Origin of the sequence: Citrobacter sp. Cb031, from assembly GCF_030336725.1 — a bacterium.
Classification (GTDB): Bacteria; Pseudomonadota; Gammaproteobacteria; order Enterobacterales; family Enterobacteriaceae; genus Citrobacter; species Citrobacter braakii.
Map to the genome: position 1 here is coordinate 77,320 of NZ_JAOWDA010000032.1, position 18,000 is coordinate 95,319.

11 protein-coding genes and 3 pseudogenes are annotated in these 18,000 nt (G+C 50.3%); 7 read left to right on the plus strand and 7 right to left on the minus strand.

Features of this window, described 5'->3' with window-relative positions; translation table 11 throughout:
• Nucleotides 1-452: 452 nt before the first annotated feature.
• From OGV93_RS13575 to OGV93_RS13595, 5 genes and pseudogenes are all read left to right on the plus strand, one after another.
• A pseudogene (locus OGV93_RS13575) lies at nt 453-807 on the plus strand (tyrosine-type recombinase/integrase); the annotation flags it as partial.
• An 11-nt stretch (nt 808-818) separates the two neighbouring features.
• Nucleotides 819-1,046 (plus strand): annotated as a pseudogene (locus tag OGV93_RS13580) (tyrosine-type recombinase/integrase); the annotation flags it as partial.
• A 148-nt stretch (nt 1,047-1,194) separates the two neighbouring features.
• Nucleotides 1,195-2,070, plus strand: coding sequence for a toll/interleukin-1 receptor domain-containing protein (locus tag OGV93_RS13585; RefSeq protein WP_101699912.1), 876 nt, complete (start codon nt 1,195-1,197; stop codon nt 2,068-2,070).
• 678 nt (nt 2,071-2,748) lie between these two features.
• A pseudogene (gene tnpC / locus OGV93_RS13590) lies at nt 2,749-3,513 on the plus strand (IS66 family transposase); the annotation flags it as partial.
• Between the two features lie 55 nt (nt 3,514-3,568).
• Nucleotides 3,569-3,745 carry a transposase domain-containing protein gene (locus OGV93_RS13595; protein ID WP_200084564.1) on the plus strand — a complete coding sequence of 59 codons (177 nt, stop codon included), beginning with the start codon at nt 3,569-3,571 and terminating at the stop codon, nt 3,743-3,745.
• A gap of 277 nt (nt 3,746-4,022) precedes the next feature.
• Here OGV93_RS13595 and OGV93_RS23845 read toward each other — a convergent pair whose 3' ends face one another.
• Nucleotides 4,023-4,268, minus strand: a complete 246-nt coding sequence (locus tag OGV93_RS23845) for a colicin E3-like toxin immunity protein (protein WP_094762257.1) — start codon at nt 4,266-4,268, stop codon at nt 4,023-4,025.
• A gap of 7 nt (nt 4,269-4,275) precedes the next feature.
• Entirely contained in the window at nt 4,276-5,862 is a 1,587-nt protein-coding gene (locus OGV93_RS13600; RefSeq protein WP_287109616.1) for an S-type pyocin domain-containing protein, read from the minus strand.
• 764 nt (nt 5,863-6,626) lie between these two features.
• Here OGV93_RS13600 and OGV93_RS13605 point away from each other — a divergent pair.
• Nucleotides 6,627-6,995 carry a hypothetical protein gene (locus OGV93_RS13605; protein ID WP_080858584.1) on the plus strand — a complete coding sequence of 123 codons (369 nt, stop codon included), beginning with the start codon at nt 6,627-6,629 and terminating at the stop codon, nt 6,993-6,995.
• A gap of 57 nt (nt 6,996-7,052) precedes the next feature.
• On the opposite strand, the gene phoH is transcribed toward OGV93_RS13605, so the two are convergent.
• From phoH to putP, 5 genes are all read right to left on the minus strand, one after another.
• Nucleotides 7,053-7,841, minus strand: coding sequence for a phosphate starvation-inducible protein PhoH (phoH, locus tag OGV93_RS13610; RefSeq protein WP_016152592.1), 789 nt, complete (start codon nt 7,839-7,841; stop codon nt 7,053-7,055).
• Nucleotides 7,842-8,362: 521 nt separating this feature from the next.
• On the minus strand, nt 8,363-9,646 hold the full coding sequence (gene efeB / locus OGV93_RS13615; protein WP_287109617.1) for an iron uptake transporter deferrochelatase/peroxidase subunit: 1,284 nt from the start codon (nt 9,644-9,646) through the stop codon (nt 8,363-8,365).
• Between the two features lie 5 nt (nt 9,647-9,651).
• The gene (gene efeO / locus OGV93_RS13620) at nt 9,652-10,779 is read right to left on the minus strand and encodes an iron uptake system protein EfeO (RefSeq protein WP_016156169.1); all 1,128 of its coding nucleotides are present in this window, start codon (nt 10,777-10,779) and stop codon (nt 9,652-9,654) included.
• A 58-nt stretch (nt 10,780-10,837) separates the two neighbouring features.
• Nucleotides 10,838-11,671, minus strand: coding sequence for an iron uptake transporter permease EfeU (gene efeU, locus OGV93_RS13625; protein WP_016156168.1), 834 nt, complete (start codon nt 11,669-11,671; stop codon nt 10,838-10,840).
• 214 nt (nt 11,672-11,885) lie between these two features.
• On the minus strand, nt 11,886-13,394 hold the full coding sequence (putP, locus tag OGV93_RS13630; protein ID WP_016152586.1) for a sodium/proline symporter PutP: 1,509 nt from the start codon (nt 13,392-13,394) through the stop codon (nt 11,886-11,888).
• Between the two features lie 422 nt (nt 13,395-13,816).
• Here putP and putA point away from each other — a divergent pair, with 422 nt between their 5' ends.
• On the plus strand, nt 13,817-17,779 hold the full coding sequence (gene putA / locus OGV93_RS13635; RefSeq protein ID WP_103929123.1) for a trifunctional transcriptional regulator/proline dehydrogenase/L-glutamate gamma-semialdehyde dehydrogenase: 3,963 nt from the start codon (nt 13,817-13,819) through the stop codon (nt 17,777-17,779).
• Nucleotides 17,780-18,000: the final 221 nt, after the last annotated feature.

The window sequence follows — 18,000 nt, forward strand, 5'->3', positions numbered from 1 at the left end:
GAGAAAGAGCTCGTACGTAAGTACGGGCTTTTTTTTCGCATGTTGCACGCCTGCGGGGGGATGAGAAGCCCCGACCGGGGGTCGACACAAAATTGCCGGGAGCAATTTTGAACAGCGCATGCGCTGGCCCCGTAGGGGCGAGGCCCAGGGATGGGCCGAGTAGCAGCGCAGCCAGTTGGACAGACTGAGAGCGCAGAGAACAGGCTGCCCGAAGCGAGTCAATCCCCCCCTCACCGCCATATTTGATACAGAATCAATCAGTTACAACGTAATATTGGTTTTGTCCTGCATAAAGAAGCTCGTGTAAACGGGCTTTTTGTATCTGAACTTATTGTTTTTGCTGTGATTTTCCTAATGGAAGTTTTTTTTGGACCTTTGATTACTACAACAAACTTGCTATAGGTTGTGTGAAAACGCCCCACCTGAACACTCCAGAAAATTATCTCACGACAGGGAAAGAACACAGGGTTCTTCCTTCCAAGCTGCTGTTACCTATTAAAAGATTTACCCTATTTTAAGAGCAATAACTTTGTGTCCCCTGCCATTCGTAAAGGGCAGTTTTCCGACACGGCTTTGCTGGCATTCCTAAAGCGAACGGGATGCACCAACTTAACACAGCATGGGTTTAGATCGATATTTCGTGATTGGGCTGGTGAAACGACTATCTACCCGCGTGAGGTTATTGAACATGCGATAGCTCACCAGTTAGCAGATAAGTCAAGGGCTGCGTATCAACGTGGGACGTTATGGTCTAAGCGGGTGGCGTTGATGGATGAGTGGTCGGGGTATTGCCTTGCCAAGGTTTAGCTGTTCTGATTGAAAACACAATCAACAAGGCGCTGCGTAAGATGGGCTATGACACCACACAGGACATCTGCGGTCATGGTTTCCGCACGCTGGCATGTAGTGCTCTTATTGAATCAGGGCAATGGCCTGAAGGTGCGGTAGAACGCCAGATGAGCCACAAGGAAAGCAACAGTGTTCGTGCTGCCTATCCCCATAAGGCTAAGCATCTTGAGCAGCGAAGATTGATGCTACAGTGGTAGGCTGATTTTGTTGAGACTAATCATGATGGGATGGTCAGGCCGTTTTAGTTTGCTCAGTCAAAGCTTCATTAACTCAAGACACAAGGATGTGCCTTGATGGTATCCGACGAAGCTGTAAGTTATTACATAACTTCTTGTTGAGGGACCTATGAGTATTAGAGTTTTTTTAAGCCATAATCATAATGACAAGCCATTTGTCAGAAAGTTAGCAAGAGACCTTGAAAATCACGGTGTACGTTATTGGCTTGATGAGGCAGAAATGAAAATTGGCGACTCTCTGATTCAAAAAATCAGGGAGGGTATTGATAGTGTTGATTACTTTGCTGTTGTTCTATCGCCTGATTCAATAAATGCGCCTTGGGTAGTCAATGAACTTGATGTGGCAATGAATTATCAAATAAGCGGTAAAAAAATAAAAGTATTACCTATTATGCTGAAAGAATGTGAGCCTCCGGGTTTTCTCATTGGGAAACTGTATGCAGATTTTAGAAATGAAGATAACTATGTTGAAGCCTTTAAAAGATTAATTCAAAGCATAGGGATGGTTTTTAATAAAAACGTCATGAGCGACGAGAAAATATTTGATAATCTTGGCACCGCTTTAGATAAAGCATCTCATGCCAATACCCCTATAATGTGTAAACCATTTCACAGACCGTTTCAATACATGGGAATGCAAATTCCACAAGCAGAAAAAATCTTTGAGTGTAAAGGCAATGAAGTTGGCAGCATCTTTGTAGAAGATGATGATTGCCGGATGCATCTTTGTGCTGAAGGTAATTATATTAGCTTTGTAGAAGTTGATTTTAAAAAAACAATTCCGCATTACAGAAATCAAGAATTCGATTCTGAAATTTTCCTCGGAGCATTAAGTATAGGCTTATCAGAACTTGAGTTAGTTGGTAAAAAAACGCATAGCCACACATATTATGATCATCGACGGAAATTAAAAATAACTGTAAGTTGTTTATACGATGAAGCACCAATAACCGTATCGTTTAGCTCTAAGTATTACGGGATGTAATATTTTACATGTAGGCATTCAATTTTGTAATTGGATGCCATTATATTTATACACAAGCTTTCAAATTCTTATGCCTTGTGGCCTATCGATTAGATACTGCATACAATGTATTGTTGAATATAATTTATTCAACGCATTAACGATGAGGTATATTAAATGAGTGTTACGATTAGAGCTGAAGACGCGACATGCTTATTAGATATATTATCTGAACATACTACCATTTGTATAGAAGGACATACTTGATCTGGAAAGACAACAGCAGGTAAAAAATAGCGGAGACGTTTGGAGCTAAATTTTTCGATACAGATGATTATATAATAAAAGTTCAAAATCCAACTATTGAAGAATATGAAGACTTGATAGATATTAATAAACCATCAAAAGAACTAAATGAGGAAGAAGGCAAAAAGGTCATAGTTGGAATATGTCTTCGGAACATATTAAGATTAGCTGAGTCAGATGAAAAATCAATATTTATTTATATTATAATGCATATTAATAACATCATTTCAATGGATAGAGAAAAATACATTAGATGATCTGAGGGAGGGAAACATTGATATAGATAGAATCCCAGAACCTCATGCAAGCGATTATCGATATATTTTAGAAAGGAGTCCTCAAAATAAGGCAGATATTATTTTCGAACGATTGGAAGAAAATATCTAACCGCATATGATACACCTGCTGAAAGAAGCCCTGATGCTGGCCCGTCAGCAGCGCGTTGGCCGTCAGGCCGAATCCTTCAGCGGCTTACAGCGTTCCCTGTTCGAAGAGGATGCCGACGCGGATATCGCTTCTGCACAAGCGCAGCTTGCACGCCTGCTGCCGGAGCCGGAAGAGAAGAAAACATGTCCCATCCGTCAACCGCTGCCTGCACACCTTCCGCGCAAAGAAACCGTTATCAGACCTCACGCCTGCGCCTGCCCGGACTGCGGCCAGCTGCTGCGGCATATCCGCGATGAAATCAGCGAGCGGCTGGACTACATCCCGGCGCGGTTCGTGGTGACGCGTTACGTTCGTCCGCAGTACGGCTGCGACGGCTGCCAGCGCGTGGTGTCAGGCAGTCTGTCCGCGCAGATTATCCCGAAAGGCATTCCTGAAGCGGGTCTGGTGGCGCAGGTCCTAGTCAGCAAGTTCTGCGACCGCCAGCCACTGTATCACCAGCAGCAGGTGTTCGCCAGGGCCGGAGGGGAACTGTCGGTCAGCACGCTGGCCGGATGGGTGGGCGCGGCCTGCGTCTGGCTGATGCCGCTGGCGGAACTGCTGCGCACGGAACTGTTAAACCGCCCGGTGATTCATGCGGATGAAACGCCGCTGCAAATCCTGAACACGTAAAAGGACGGGAAGGCGCAGAACGGCTACCTGTGGGCGTATGTCAGCGGCGAAACCACGGGCGACGGCGTGGTCTGCTTCGACTGTCAGCCCGGACGGGCAGCGCGTTATCCCGAAGCGTGGCTGGCGAGCTGGAGCGGAATACTGGTCACGGATGGTTATGCGACAACGGTATGCGAAACCGCAACTGGATGCGCTGTGGGCCTGGCTGACGGCGCGGCTGAACGGCGTGGAGCCGTATGGCTGGCTGAAATCGGCGCTGAAACGTCTGCCTTCATTACCGGAAGAGCGACAGCACGAACTATTACCCTTCGCGAAAAATCCCCTGAATAACTGAGCCGGGCTGTGAAATGCAGAACCGATCAGTGCTGTCAATGTGAGTTCACCGGAACGTTACGATCAATTCATCGACATCGATCGATAAAAACTATCAACAATACAACTATCGATCTTTACAACCAATTGATTTATGAGGCAGATATGCGAATACCTGAAGTCTTATACGATTATTCGTGAACAAAAATCAGAAGATAAAGGAACGAAGAAATATATTATATGGGAGATTATTTAAAGTTAAAAATATGCTCTACCACAGCGATAGAGCAATAATTCAATCAAATTGGACGAAAAGCTAGCTGATAATCATATCGCTGCAAATTTATTTGATGCTGAAAATACGGTTGTATATATGGCAACCATTCGACTACCACGTCATATACACCATCATAGATCTGAGGTTCGTTAGATAGACCAATCTTATCCAAAAAATAAACATTATTATCTAAAACACCTGAAAATTCCTTTCCTTCACCCTCAGATGTTTGTTTGTTGAACCACTGTAATCGTATTTTATAAGACATGCCAACCTCACAAATAACGTTTAATATTCCTACCCTTAACGGCAGGTTTTAATCTAGAGCCAGTTAAATGATCCAAAGAGCCAAGGTGCTCTCCATCACTCGCTCGGTATTCTTCCAATTCACCATGTTGCGAATCCCATTCATAAACCCGTCGTTTCTTCTTGTCCATCCAACGTTCTCGTGTTCCTCCTCCACCTTGTTTAGGTGTGCGACCCTTAACTTCAATCAGATCAGCAATACCCGTTATTTCTTCTGTTTCTGGAGCTGGATGATAAGAATGGCCTTTATCTGGCATTCCTTTTCTTTGGCTCAAATAAACATAAATAGGTAGAATATCTGATATTGGTAGAACAAGAATATAATCCGCAAAATTCTTCTCTTCCGGTGCCGGAGTGGTTGTAGCCTCAATACTGGTATTTTTCGGCAGCGGATCAACAACAACTGGATTAGGTATCCTTACCGGGTTCTGGTTGCCTGTATTTGAAGGAACATTGACACCTGAACTGTCTGGCGTCCAAATGATTGTTATACGCGGATCTTCCTCTGTAGTAAATGTATATGCTTTTCGGCTACTGTCCCACGCCATTTTGCGCACACGCACCATATCTTTACCGGGTGGTGTATGCCAGCCATGAGGAATCAGATTACCTTTATCGTCCTGCTCCGATGTATAACGCACACGGCTTGGCGCTTCACGCATCTGTTCCAGACGCATACGGTCAATAAAGTCCTGTTCACCCTCATTGAGCCTGCCGGGCATCATTCCCACTACAATAGCTGCGATGAAAGCACCGGGACCTGCAGCGGCTATTTCTCCAAGGGTTGCCCCCCGAACAGCCCACGTTCCTGACGTAATGGCACTTCCACCTACCAGACCAAGGATACTGGCTCCTTCAACAGCCATTTGAGCATTAGCAGCACTTGTCGCTGCAGCCGTTGCCCGCTGATATTCGATTTCTTCGTGATCACCGTTCAGCCATTTATACAGGGCACTTCGCTTTTTCGGTTTCGGTATATCATCTACAGGTTTCTTTTTCTTGGCAGTCTGAGCATGTTGGGGAACATCAGTATCGGATGCTGGATCGGCAGAAGGAAGAGACTGATAAAATGCCAATGAAGCAAAATTAGTATGAGGTTCCTGCTCTTCCCCGGCATCATTACAGCCCTCACCACGAAGGCAGGATTTAGCAAAGACACGATTACGATCACGTTCTTCCGCCAGTCGTTTTTCCTCTGCTTTCTGCTGCTCCTGCTCTTCCCGCAGAGTGACAAGAGCGAGCAATCGCGCCTTTTCTGCCTGCTCTTCGGGCGTATCATCCTTGATATAGCAATCCGGGATTGACTGGATGAACCTTGCCCGGCACGGACAGGAACTGACACTGTCCAGCGTTCCTGCCAGCCTTCTGCCTACGTCCCATGTATCAGATGTTCCACCCAGAATTCTATACGTTCCCGGATGCTGACCGCACGACACGACGTCACCTTCCCGTGCTCCTGCCACACCATACCAGCTTAACGTTTCATCCCCGGTCAGTATCTTTCCCCCGCAGGTAGTCGGATCACCTACCCGCAGGTAAAACCCCATAGCTCCCATTAGTCTGTTCTCCTGTCCTTAAAGACGTTACCTGACGAAATATCCGGGGGTCAGTTCATTGTTGTATTGACGATCCATTCCCTTTTCCTTGTCATTCCTATGGTTTAGTTGATGCAATACTAACCGAACTATGATTTGACATAAAAGTGATGTTTGTCATGAGGTAAGAAAATTAAAGACGAAACAACAAAACAGGAATTCAGATCAGGGCATTAATGAAAGGAGGTAATAACTGTAATCTTTAATGCAGATGCTTTCACCACTTTCCAGCATAAGCTTTATTCCGCCTTCACTTTCTACCATATCGGTTGCAATACATGTCATAAAAGGTACTTTTTCGTTTATTTTAAAGATACTTATTATTTTTATGTTTTCCATTATAAGGCGGACAGTTCTCTGGCTTTCTTTGGCATAATCCCCACTATTCTGTAATGCATCCTGTACTGCATAAAATGACGGATTTACAAAAAGATAGCAATACGCCAACGAACAAACAATAATGACAACACATTGTATATAAATAATAATTAACGCGAATGATAATGAAAGTAAACATGGCAGCCCCCCTCACTGCCATATTCGAGAAAGAGCTCATACGCAAGTACGGGCTTTTTTTTTCGCATGTGACCCGTCCTGAATAGCGTTAACCTGTAGGTCTGATAAGCATCGCGCTATCAAGCATCATCCCCCGCCCCGTTGCACATTATCCAATCCACTCTTATGCTGTAACAACCGCTTTCTCAAGCAATCAGGAAAATAACGGCATGTTAAACATAGAAGGAACTTTGCTGGATGAGCTCATGTCGCAGGCAGACGAAGCAGGATTTATTCCGTTGAAGGTTTTCTCGCGAAAAATCCTCAAACGTACACCGAATGAAATAAATACGTTTTTCGATCCTGACAGCCGATTCTACGAAGAGTATCAGCGAACGGTTATTTGCAACGTCAGGCATAACGTCACCATTAAAAAAACCTACACCAGCAATGGGATCTTACGAAAAGAAACTACGGTAGGTGGGATTTATAAGGATGACCTGCTGACCTTTCTGGCACAAGCGCTAAAGAAAATAGACGAAAATAACCAGCTGTTTGACCAGGCCTGCGCCAACTACTGGAGCAGCAAAAGAAAGTAATCTGCTGACGTCAAATAACAAAGCCCGGTTTCCCGGGCCTTGAAGACGGAGTACTTATCAGTTGTAAGCATTGAGCGTCCGCTGACAGAGTGCCGAACGGACGCAATCGTCTTTATTGAAACGAACAATCCCAACCATATCATCTTCTTCGAAACGGGCCAGCGCATCGCTTAGCCCTGAGCGAACGTGGGCGGGTAGATCGCACTGGGTCACATCCCCGTTCACAATCACCGTCACATTCTCTCCGAGGCGAGTCAAAAACATCTTCATCTGTGCTGCAGTAACATTCTGAGCCTCGTCAAGAATGACCACTGCATTTTCAAATGTGCGTCCACGCATATAGGCGAATGGCGCGATTTCCACCTTACCAATCTCAGGCCGCAGGCAATATTGCATGAAGGAGGCGCCCAGACGTTTCACCAGCACGTCATACACTGGACGAAAATAAGGCGCAAACTTCTCGGAAACATCTCCAGGTAAGAAGCCGAGGTCTTCATCAGCTTGCAGAACTGGACGGGTTACAATGATCCTGTCCACGTCTTTGTGGATCAGGGCCTCTGCTGCTTTTGCCGCGCTGATCCAGGTTTTACCACACCCGGCTTCACCTGTAGCGAAGATCAGCTGTTTACTCTCGATAGCATTCAGGTACTGGGCCTGAGCTTCATTCCGCGCCGTGATTGGCGTGGCGTCGCGACTATCACGCGCCATACCAATCGCTTCTACGCCGCCCATCTGTACAAGCGAGGTGACCGATTCATCTTCACGTTGTTTATGACTACGCGAATCCCGCCTCAGCACACGTTTTGCTTCACGACGAGCTTTGATCACTGCTTTTTGTCTTCCCATGGATAGCACCTTGAGTTGTAGGTATACATCACACGTGCCGTTGGCGGCACGATTATGCGCACGAACATCTGAGGGTTGGCTTCCTTGTAAGCCATTGCTTGCTTTCGGATAAGACGCCACACACGGCTACGCGCACCGTACAAGGTGTCAGTTACGAAGATAAGAAGTGAAAGGGAGAGAAATTTAGCGGTGACGAGGTGGCTACCGGAAGAGAAACGTCCGCGTAACGTACTGCAGCTACTGTGAAAAATGTGTCCAATACAGGACTTTTCCATCGCGATCTCCATAGTGAACGACTATCACCGCCGGGAACTACCGCTGTTTCTTATAATTACATCATAATCTTTCGTTAATGCAACAATATTTTTACTTGCTGTTAACTTAAATTCTATCTAATCACCAGAGACAGTCTCTTGCAGAGAGATGACAGAATTATTTCAGTCTCATACCGATCATAAAAAATAATTTGTTCATTCATACAGATGTCAGGAAAAGCCCCGCTGTACAACGGGGCGTGATCATCAGGCTTCGAGTAGAGATTGTCCCAGATATTGATCAGCGGTTTTGACACCCGGCAAAGCAAAGAAGTAGCCCCCACCAATTGGTTTGACGTACTCTTCCAGCGCTTCACCGTTGAGGCGTTTCTGCACAGTCAAAAAGCCTTTTTCCAGATCGTGTTGATAGCAGACAAACAACAGTCCCATATCCAGTTGACCGGATGGGGTCACACCGAGCGAATAACTGTAGCCACGGCGCATCATCAGGCTGGACTCGGTCTCTTTCGTGCGCGGATTCGCCAGGCGGATATGACTGTCGAGCGCAATCACCTCACCCTCGGGATCGCTGGCATAGTCAGGCACATCGTGCTCGTGCTGCATACCCAGCGGCGCGCCGGTGTGTTTATCTCGACCAAATATCGTTTGCTGCTCTTTCAGCGGCGTACGATCCCAGAACTCGACGCGAAACTGAATGAGCCTGACGGCCTGATAACTACCACCTTGCGCCCAGACAGGTTCGCCCTGCCCGTCCGTAACCCACACCACGTCTTGCATCAACTTCGCATCCGTCGCGTCCGGATTCGCGGTGCCATCCTTAAAACCAAGCAAGTTGACCGGGGTCTCTTTGCCTTTGCTGCGCGCGGCATGGTCGGAAATAAACCCTTCACGTTTCCAGCGCACGCTAAGGAGATCGGGCGTATGTTTAATGATATCGCGCAGCGCATGGATAACGGTGTCCTGCGTGTTGGCACAAATCTGCAGCAGCAAATCACCATGGCACAGCGCCGCATCCAGCGAATCATTCGGGAAGCGGGTCATTTTTTGCAGCTTTTTCGGCATCTGCGATTTCAGGCCATAACGTTCATCAAATAGCGAGGCGCCGACTGACAACGTCATCGTCAGGTTGTCTGGCGCAATGTATGCGCCGAGGATACCGGAATCCATAGGGGGTAAACGCGGGTTCGGCGTATCCGGCGCCGGCCCGCCCGTGGTCAGAAACGCAAATCGGGTAGTCAGCAAGCGGAACAAGCGTTCCAGATCAGCCTTATCGCTGGCGAGAACATCGAACGCCACCAGCATCATCGATGCCTGCTGCGGCGTCAGGATCCCTGCCTGATGCTGACCATAAAACGGCTGCGTTTCACTACGCGCATCGGGGGACAGCGTTCCCGGCGCGCTTTGTGGTTTTTGCGCGTGGGCAACCGGACATCCACCCGCCAGCGCCAGCGCCCCACCCAGGGCGCCCATCCCTTTCAGTAAACGTCGGCGTGAAGGTTCGCTCACGCCGTTTTCATTATCTTGCTGCATTTTGCTTAATCCAGACCCAGAACACCGCGTAATTGCGACAAGTCTTCCGCCAGCGTCGTGATTGGCCCTTTCAGCGCATTGCGATCGGCGTCGGTCAGTTTGTCATAGGTTTCAAAGCCGTCTTTGGTACGGTACTTGCTCAGAATGGTATCGACTTTTTTGAAGTTCGCATCCACCTTCGCCAACAGCTCAGCATTGGATTTTTGTAACTGAGGGCGCAGGAGATCGACGATTTTCTGCGCGCCATCGATATTGGCCTGGAAATCCCACAGATCGGTATGGCTGTAGCGATCCTCTTCTCCGCTAATTTTGCTGGCAGCGACTTCTTCAATCAGTCCTGCTGCCCCGCCAACCACTTTTGACGGTGGGAAGGCCAGTTCGCTAATACGCGTTTGCAGGTCAAGAACATCGCGGTTTAATTGGTCGGCATACTTGTCCATACCTTTGGTGGTGTTGTCGCCGAACAACGCTTTCTCCAGACGGTGGAAGCCGGTGAATTTAGGATCGGCGGCTTTTTGCTCATAATCATCTTCACGTGCATCGATGCTGCCGTCGAGATCGGAGAACAGTTCAGCAATCGGTTCAATACGCTCATAATGCTGACGGGTTGGCGCATACAGCGATTTCGCTTTTTCCAGATCGCCAGCTTTAATCGCATCGGTGAATGCTTTGGTGCCCGCAACCAGTTGTGCAGTTTCGGCTGTCACATAGGCTTTGTATTCAGTAATCGCGCCACTTAGGCTCAGCAGAGCATCGCCCTGCGCGGCATCCGCCGTTGCGCTACCTTTTACAATGAGTTTGCCTTTCGGGTTAGTCAACAGGCCGCAGGTCATATCATATTCACCTGGCTGCAGGTTAGCTGTCATTTTCTGGCTAAAGCCCGGCGCAATGTTTTCACGTTCTTCAACCACCATAACCCCTTTAAGGATCTCCCACTCCAGCGCTTTCTGGCTGTGGTTCTGGATGATGAACTGCGTTTTCCCAGCGTTAACCGTGATCGTCATCGGCTCACACTGTTTGTCGTTAACCGTGACTTTCACCTGCGGAATATCGGCGGCTTGTGCAGAAAAAGCGGAGGCAAACAGCGCGGCAATACCCAACTGCAGCGCACTACGGCGAAAATTAAACGTCATAACCTATCCCTATAAATAAGTATGTTGTAACTAATGAGTATTCTGCATCGCGTTTTTATCAGGGTGCGGTACGCGATGCCGTAGTGCCTGAACGCGGCGGCAGTGCAAACATAATCAATGCCGGAATCAGGTAGATAAACCAAACGGCGACTTCACTGACGCTCGGCGCTTCCTGATAGCCGAAAATACCTTCCATCAATGTGCCAAACAGCGAATGCGTTGAAAGCACGCTGCTCATGTCAAACGCCACATCCTGAAAATGATTCCATAACCCGGCTTCGTGGAACGCGCGGATGGCCCCAGCGGCAAGACCAGCGGCCACCAGCAAAATGAACAGGCTGGTCCATTTGAAGAATGCCCCGAGGTTGAGGCGAATGCCGCCGAGGTAAATCAGATAACCCAGTACCACCGCGGTGGCCAGCCCCAGCATCGCACCTAACGGTGGCCAAATGCCTACATCCTGCTGGAATGCCGCCAGCAGGAAGAACACCGATTCCAGCCCTTCACGGGCAACGGCAAAAAAGACCATCATCACCAGCGCCCAGCCGTGATGATTGCCGCGTTGCAACGCGTTATCGACAGCCTGTTCAAGCTGGACTTTGACGTTGCGCGAAACTTTACGCATCCAGAACACCATCCAGGTGAGGATCACCACGGCAATGACCGCCACGATGCCTTCAAACAGCTCCTGTTCCTTTTGCGGAAATTCACCGGTGGTTTCATTGATGAAAACGCCTAACGCCAGACATAACGCCGCCGCCAGCAGAACACCAATCCACATCACACCAATCCATCGACCACGCTGAGTCCGTTTCAGGTAGCTGGCAATCAGGCTGACTATCAGCGCGGCCTCTAACCCTTCGCGCAACATAATAAGAAATGGAACAAACATGCGAAGAACCCTTAAACGTTATTCTCAGTCAATTGATGAAAAGAAAAGTAAATTACAGTGATAGTGATTATCATTACAGTAAAGAAAAACTCAAGCAGAATGTTTTGAGAATGATGACTTAATGTAAACAGTTAGGCGGGTAACGATTAGGGCGGTTTTGCAGCGGGGACAAATAAAAAAGCCCGCACGCGGCGGGCTTAAAGATCGAGGCGGATTACTCTGCCTGTAAACGTGATGGCGGAGCTGTGTGATAATGCGCATCAGCCTCGGCAAAACGTTGCTGCATAGCGGCTGAAGGCGCTTTACCTAACAGGCTGAAGACCACAATACCGATGCTGCCGAAAATAAAGCCCGGGATGATTTCATACAGACCCAACCAGGCAAACTGCTTCCAGACGATTACCGTCACCGCACCGATAAGCATCCCGGCCAGCGCGCCGTTACGCGTCATACGCGACCACATTACGGAGAACAGAACCACCGGACCAAACGCCGCGCCAAAGCCGGCCCAGGCGTAGCTTACCAGACCAAGCACACGGTTCTCCGGGTTCGCCGCCAGCGCGATAGACACCAGCGCTACAACCAGCACCATGATGCGACCAATCCATACCAGCTCTTTCTGGCTGGCATTTTTACGCAGGAACGCTTTATACAAGTCTTCGGTGATTGCGCTGGAACACACCAGCAGCTGGCAGCTCAGAGTCGACATCACCGCAGCGAGGATCGCAGACAGCAGAATACCGGCAATCCACGGGTTGAACAGGATTTGCGCCAGTTCAATAAACACGCGTTCGGCGTTCTGGTTAACGGCACCGGCAAGCTGTGGGTTGTTGTTAAAGTAAGCGATACCAAAGAAGCCAACGGCAACTGCACCTGCCAGACACAGGATCATCCAGGTCATACTGATGCGGCGGGCATGAACAATGCTATGGTGAGAATCAGCCGCCATAAAGCGCGCCAGAATATGCGGCTGCCCGAAGTAGCCCAGACCCCAGCCCATCAGGGAAATAATGGCAACAAAATTCAGCCCTTTGAACATGTCCACGTTCTCAATGCTCTTTTGTTTAATCACTTCCAGCGAATCGTCAAACCCACCCACGCCAATGACTACCATTACCGGCGTCAGGATCAGGGCGAAGATCATCAGGCTGGCCTGGACGGTATCGGTCCAGCTTACCGCCAGGAAACCACCGATAAAGGTATAAATAATCGTCGCGGCCGCCCCCGCCCACAGCGCTGTTTCGTAACTCATGCCAAAGGTGCTTTCAAACAGACGCGCCCCTGCCACAATACCGGAAGCACAGTAGATGGTGAAAAACAGCAGAATAACCAGCGCGGAGATAATACGCAGAATTCGGCTTTTATCTTCAAAGCGACCGGTAAAGTAATCCGGTAACGTCAGCGCATTGTTATTGTATTCGGTATGCACGCGTAAACGTCCGGCCACCAGTTTCCAGTTGATCCACGCACCCAAAATAAGGCCAATAGCGATCCAGCTTTCTGAAATCCCCGACAGGAAAATCGCGCCAGGCAGGCCCATCAGCAACCAGCCGCTCATGTCAGATGCCCCGGCGGATAACGCGGTCACGAATGGACCCAGACTGCGTCCACCCAGAATGTAATCGTCAAAGTTTTTGGTTGAACGCCATGCAATAAACCCTATCAATATCATGCCGAAAATATAGACACAGAATGTCACTAACATCGGTGTGCTAATAGCCATCAAAACTCTCCAAAATTATGTATCAGCAATGCCGTGGCTTGCCGTTTTATTACCCTGCCGGAACGTGGCAAAGATATCTATGTTTACCAGGGCGACCGTATCCTGCCGGAAGCGATGGTCATTCACAATCGATTTAACACACCATTTACATCAAATTTGATCCAGAGTAGATAGCATTTTTCTGTAGGTTGCACTCTCTCACACTTTTTTCGGTTGCACCTTTTAAAAGTGTTAACTACCGCAGAGAAAAAGATTCGGCAACTTTTATAGCCCCCGTCAAAACACTCACGTTTATTAACATTTCATTCATTTCCAAGCTTGCAAACCAAGTCACATTTAACACGGTTGCACAAAGTTGCAACATAGTGGATATTTCTCGGTAACTATCAGCCCCGTATTTCAGTACAACAGGAGTAAACGGCATGGGAACCACCACGATGGGGGTTAAGCTGGATGACGCCACTCGCGAGCGTATTAAAACAGCAGCATCACGAATCGATCGCACGCCACATTGGCTGATCAAACAAGCCATTTTTAATTATCTCGAAAGACTGGAAAATGACGACGCGCTTCCTGAACTACCAGCCCTGCTGGCGGGTGCTGCGAATGAGGGCGATGAGTCGACCACGCTGCAAAATGAAGCGCATCAGCCTTTCCTGGAGTTTGCTGAACAGATCCTGCCGCAGTCAGTTTCTCGCGCGGCAATCACCGCTGCTTACCGCCGCGCCGAAACTGACGCCGTACCGATGCTGATGGAGCAGGCTCGTCTGCCGCAGCCCATCGCCGAGCAGGCGCATAAGCTGGCATACGATCTGGCAGACAAACTGCGTAACCAGAAGACCGCCAGCGGCCGCGCCGGGATGGTACAAGGTTTATTGCAGGAATTCTCCCTTTCTTCACAGGAAGGCGTCGCGCTGATGTGTCTGGCCGAAGCCTTGCTGCGTATTCCAGATAAAGCGACCCGCGATGCGTTAATCCGCGACAAGATCAGCAACGGTAACTGGCAGTCGCACATTGGCCGCAGCCCGTCTCTGTTCGTCAACGCGGCGACCTGGGGGCTGTTGTTTACCGGTCGTCTGGTTTCAACGCATAACGAAGCCAGCCTCTCACGCTCACTCAACCGTATTATCGGCAAGAGCGGTGAGCCGCTGGTGCGTAAAGGCGTCGACATGGCCATGCGCTTGATGGGCGAGCAGTTTGTCACCGGGGAGACCATCGCTGAAGCGCTGGCTAACGCGCGTAAACTGGAAGAAAAAGGCTTCCGTTACTCCTATGACATGCTGGGCGAAGCGGCCCTGACCGCCGCCGATGCACAGGCTTATATGGTTTCATACCAGCAGGCGATCCACGCCATTGGTAAAGCCTCTAACGGGCGCGGTATCTACGAAGGGCCAGGTATTTCTATCAAGCTGTCGGCACTGCATCCGCGTTACAGCCGTGCGCAGTACGATCGCGTGATGGATGAACTCTATCCTCGTCTGAAATCGCTTACTCTGCTGGCACGTCAGTACGACATCGGCATTAATATCGACGCCGAAGAGGCTGACCGACTGGAGATCTCCCTCGATCTGCTGGAAAAACTGTGCTTTGAACCCGAACTGGCAGGCTGGAACGGGATCGGTTTTGTTATCCAGGCCTACCAGAAGCGCTGCCCGTATGTTATCGACTACCTGATTGACCTCGCCACGCGCAGCCGCCGCCGCCTGATGATCCGTCTGGTTAAGGGCGCCTACTGGGATAGCGAAATTAAACGTGCCCAGATGGACGGTCTGGAAGGTTATCCGGTCTACACCCGTAAGGTGTACACCGACGTTTCTTACCTGGCCTGTGCGAAAAAACTGCTTGCCGTACCGAATCTGATCTACCCGCAGTTCGCCACCCACAACGCCCATACGCTGGCGGCGATTTATCAGTTAGCCGGTCAAAACTACTACCCAGGCCAGTACGAGTTTCAGTGCCTGCACGGCATGGGCGAACCGCTGTATGAGCAGGTCACCGGCAAAGTTGCGGATGGCAAACTGAACCGTCCATGCCGCATTTATGCACCGGTCGGCACGCACGAAACGCTGCTGGCGTACCTGGTGCGTCGTCTGCTGGAAAACGGCGCCAACACCTCGTTCGTCAACCGCATTGCCGACACGACCCTGCCGCTGGATGAACTGGTTGCCGATCCGGTCGAGGCTGTTGAAAAACTGGCGCAGCAAGAAGGTCAGGCCGGTCTGCCGCATCCGAAGATTGCCCTGCCGCGTGACCTGTACGGTAAAGGCCGCGAAAACTCAGGCGGGCTGGATTTAGCTAACGAACATCGTCTGGCCTCGCTGTCCTCTGCCCTGCTCAACAGCGCGCTACAAAAATGGCACGCTAAACCCATTCTGGAGCACCCGGTTGCTGACGGAGAAATGACGCCAGTCGTTAACCCGGCCGAGCCGAAAGACATTGTCGGTTACGTGCGTGAGGCGACTCACGCTGAAGTAGAACAGGCGTTACAGAACGCAGCGAATAACGCGCCGATCTGGTTCGCCACACCGCCACAAGAGCGCGCCGCCATTTTGCATCGTGCCGCCGTTCTGATGGAAGGTCAGATGCAGCAGCTGATTGGCATCCTGGTACGCGAAGCGGGTAAAACCTTCAGCAACGCCATTGCGGAAGTGCGCGAAGCGGTAGACTTCCTGCATTATTATGCTGGTCAGGTTCGCGATGATTTCGATAATGAAACCCATCGACCGTTAGGACCGGTGGTTTGTATCAGCCCATGGAACTTCCCGCTGGCCATTTTCACCGGGCAGATTGCCGCCGCGCTGGCGGCGGGTAACAGCGTGCTGGCGAAACCGGCGGAACAAACCCCGTTAATTGCCGCCCAGGGCATCGCTATTTTGCTCGAAGCGGGTGTACCGCCGGGCGTGGTGCAACTGTTGCCTGGTCAGGGTGAAACCGTCGGGGCTCAGCTCACTTCCGATGAGCGCGTACGCGGCGTCATGTTTACCGGCTCAACGGAAGTCGCCACGCTGTTGCAACGCAATATTGCCACCCGCCTTGATGCTCAGGGGCGTCCAATCCCGCTTATCGCCGAAACCGGTGGGATGAACGCAATGATTGTCGACTCCTCCGCGTTGACGGAACAGGTCGTGGTCGACGTTCTGGCTTCAGCGTTTGACAGCGCCGGACAGCGCTGCTCCGCGCTGCGCGTCCTGTGTCTGCAGGACGATGTAGCCGACCATACGCTGAAAATGCTGCGCGGCGCGATGGCGGAATGTCGCATGGGTAATCCAGGTCGCCTGACCACCGATATTGGGCCGGTAATTGATGAAGAAGCCAAAACCAATATTGAGCGCCATATTCAGGCCATGCGCGCTAAAGGACGCCCGGTGTTTCAGGCCGTGCGCGACAACAGTGACGATGCGCGTGAATGGCAAACCGGTACATTTATTGCTCCGACGCTGATCGAGCTGGAAAGCTTCGACGAATTACAAAAAGAGGTGTTTGGTCCGGTACTGCACGTCGTGCGCTACACCCGTAACAATCTGGGCAACCTGATTGAGCAAATTAATGCCTCCGGCTACGGCCTGACGCTGGGCGTACACACTCGTATCGATGAAACCATCGCCCAGGTCACAGGATCCGCACACGTGGGGAACCTGTACGTTAACCGCAATATGGTCGGCGCCGTTGTCGGCGTTCAGCCATTCGGTGGCGAAGGCTTGTCTGGTACCGGGCCAAAAGCAGGTGGACCGCTGTATCTGTATCGCCTGCTGGCTAACCGCCCAGAAAATGCGTTAGGCATTACGCTGGCCCGTCAGGATGCAGACTACCCGGTCGATGCGCAGCTTAAAGCTGCTCTCGTTCAGCCGCTGGAAGCGCTCAGCGAATGGGCAACCGATCGGCCCTCACTGCATGCGCTCTGCCAGCAGTTTGGCGAACTGGCGCAGGCCGGTACCCAGCGTCTGCTGCCAGGACCCACTGGCGAGCGCAATACCTGGACGCTGTTGCCGCGTGAACGCGTACTGTGTATCGCCGATGATGAACAGGACGCGCTGGTACAGGTTGCCGCCGTGGCTTCCGTTGGTAGCTTAATCCTGTGGCCAGATGATGCGTTCCATCGTGAACTGGCAAAACGTCTGCCAGCCGCCGTCTCCGGGCGCATTCAGTTTGCCAAAGCGGACAACATCACTACGCAGCCGTTTGATGCCGTTATTTTCCACGGCGATTCCGATCAACTGCGTTCCCTGTGCGAAGCGGTAGCTGCCCGCGAAGGGGCGATTGTATCAGTCCAGGGCTTTGCCCGTGGCGAAAGCAATATTCTGCTGGAGAGGCTGTACATTGAACGCTCCCTTAGCGTCAATACCGCCGCTGCCGGGGGGAACGCCAGCCTGATGACAATCGGCTAAGGTTGTGGTTAATTAAGGCTCCGGTTAGGGGGTAATGCCTGTCAATTAAGCATTACGGCGAACATGTGATTTCGGCTCAGGGTTCCGTTCACCTCAGTGGTATCACTTTTCTGAGGCTCAGACACCCGTGAACGTGCAAGAGAGGCTCACCGCCGCCTCCCTTGCATCCCTGGCTCCCGGCGGGAAAATCGTCGCTGCGCGATTCATTCGTCTTATGCCGT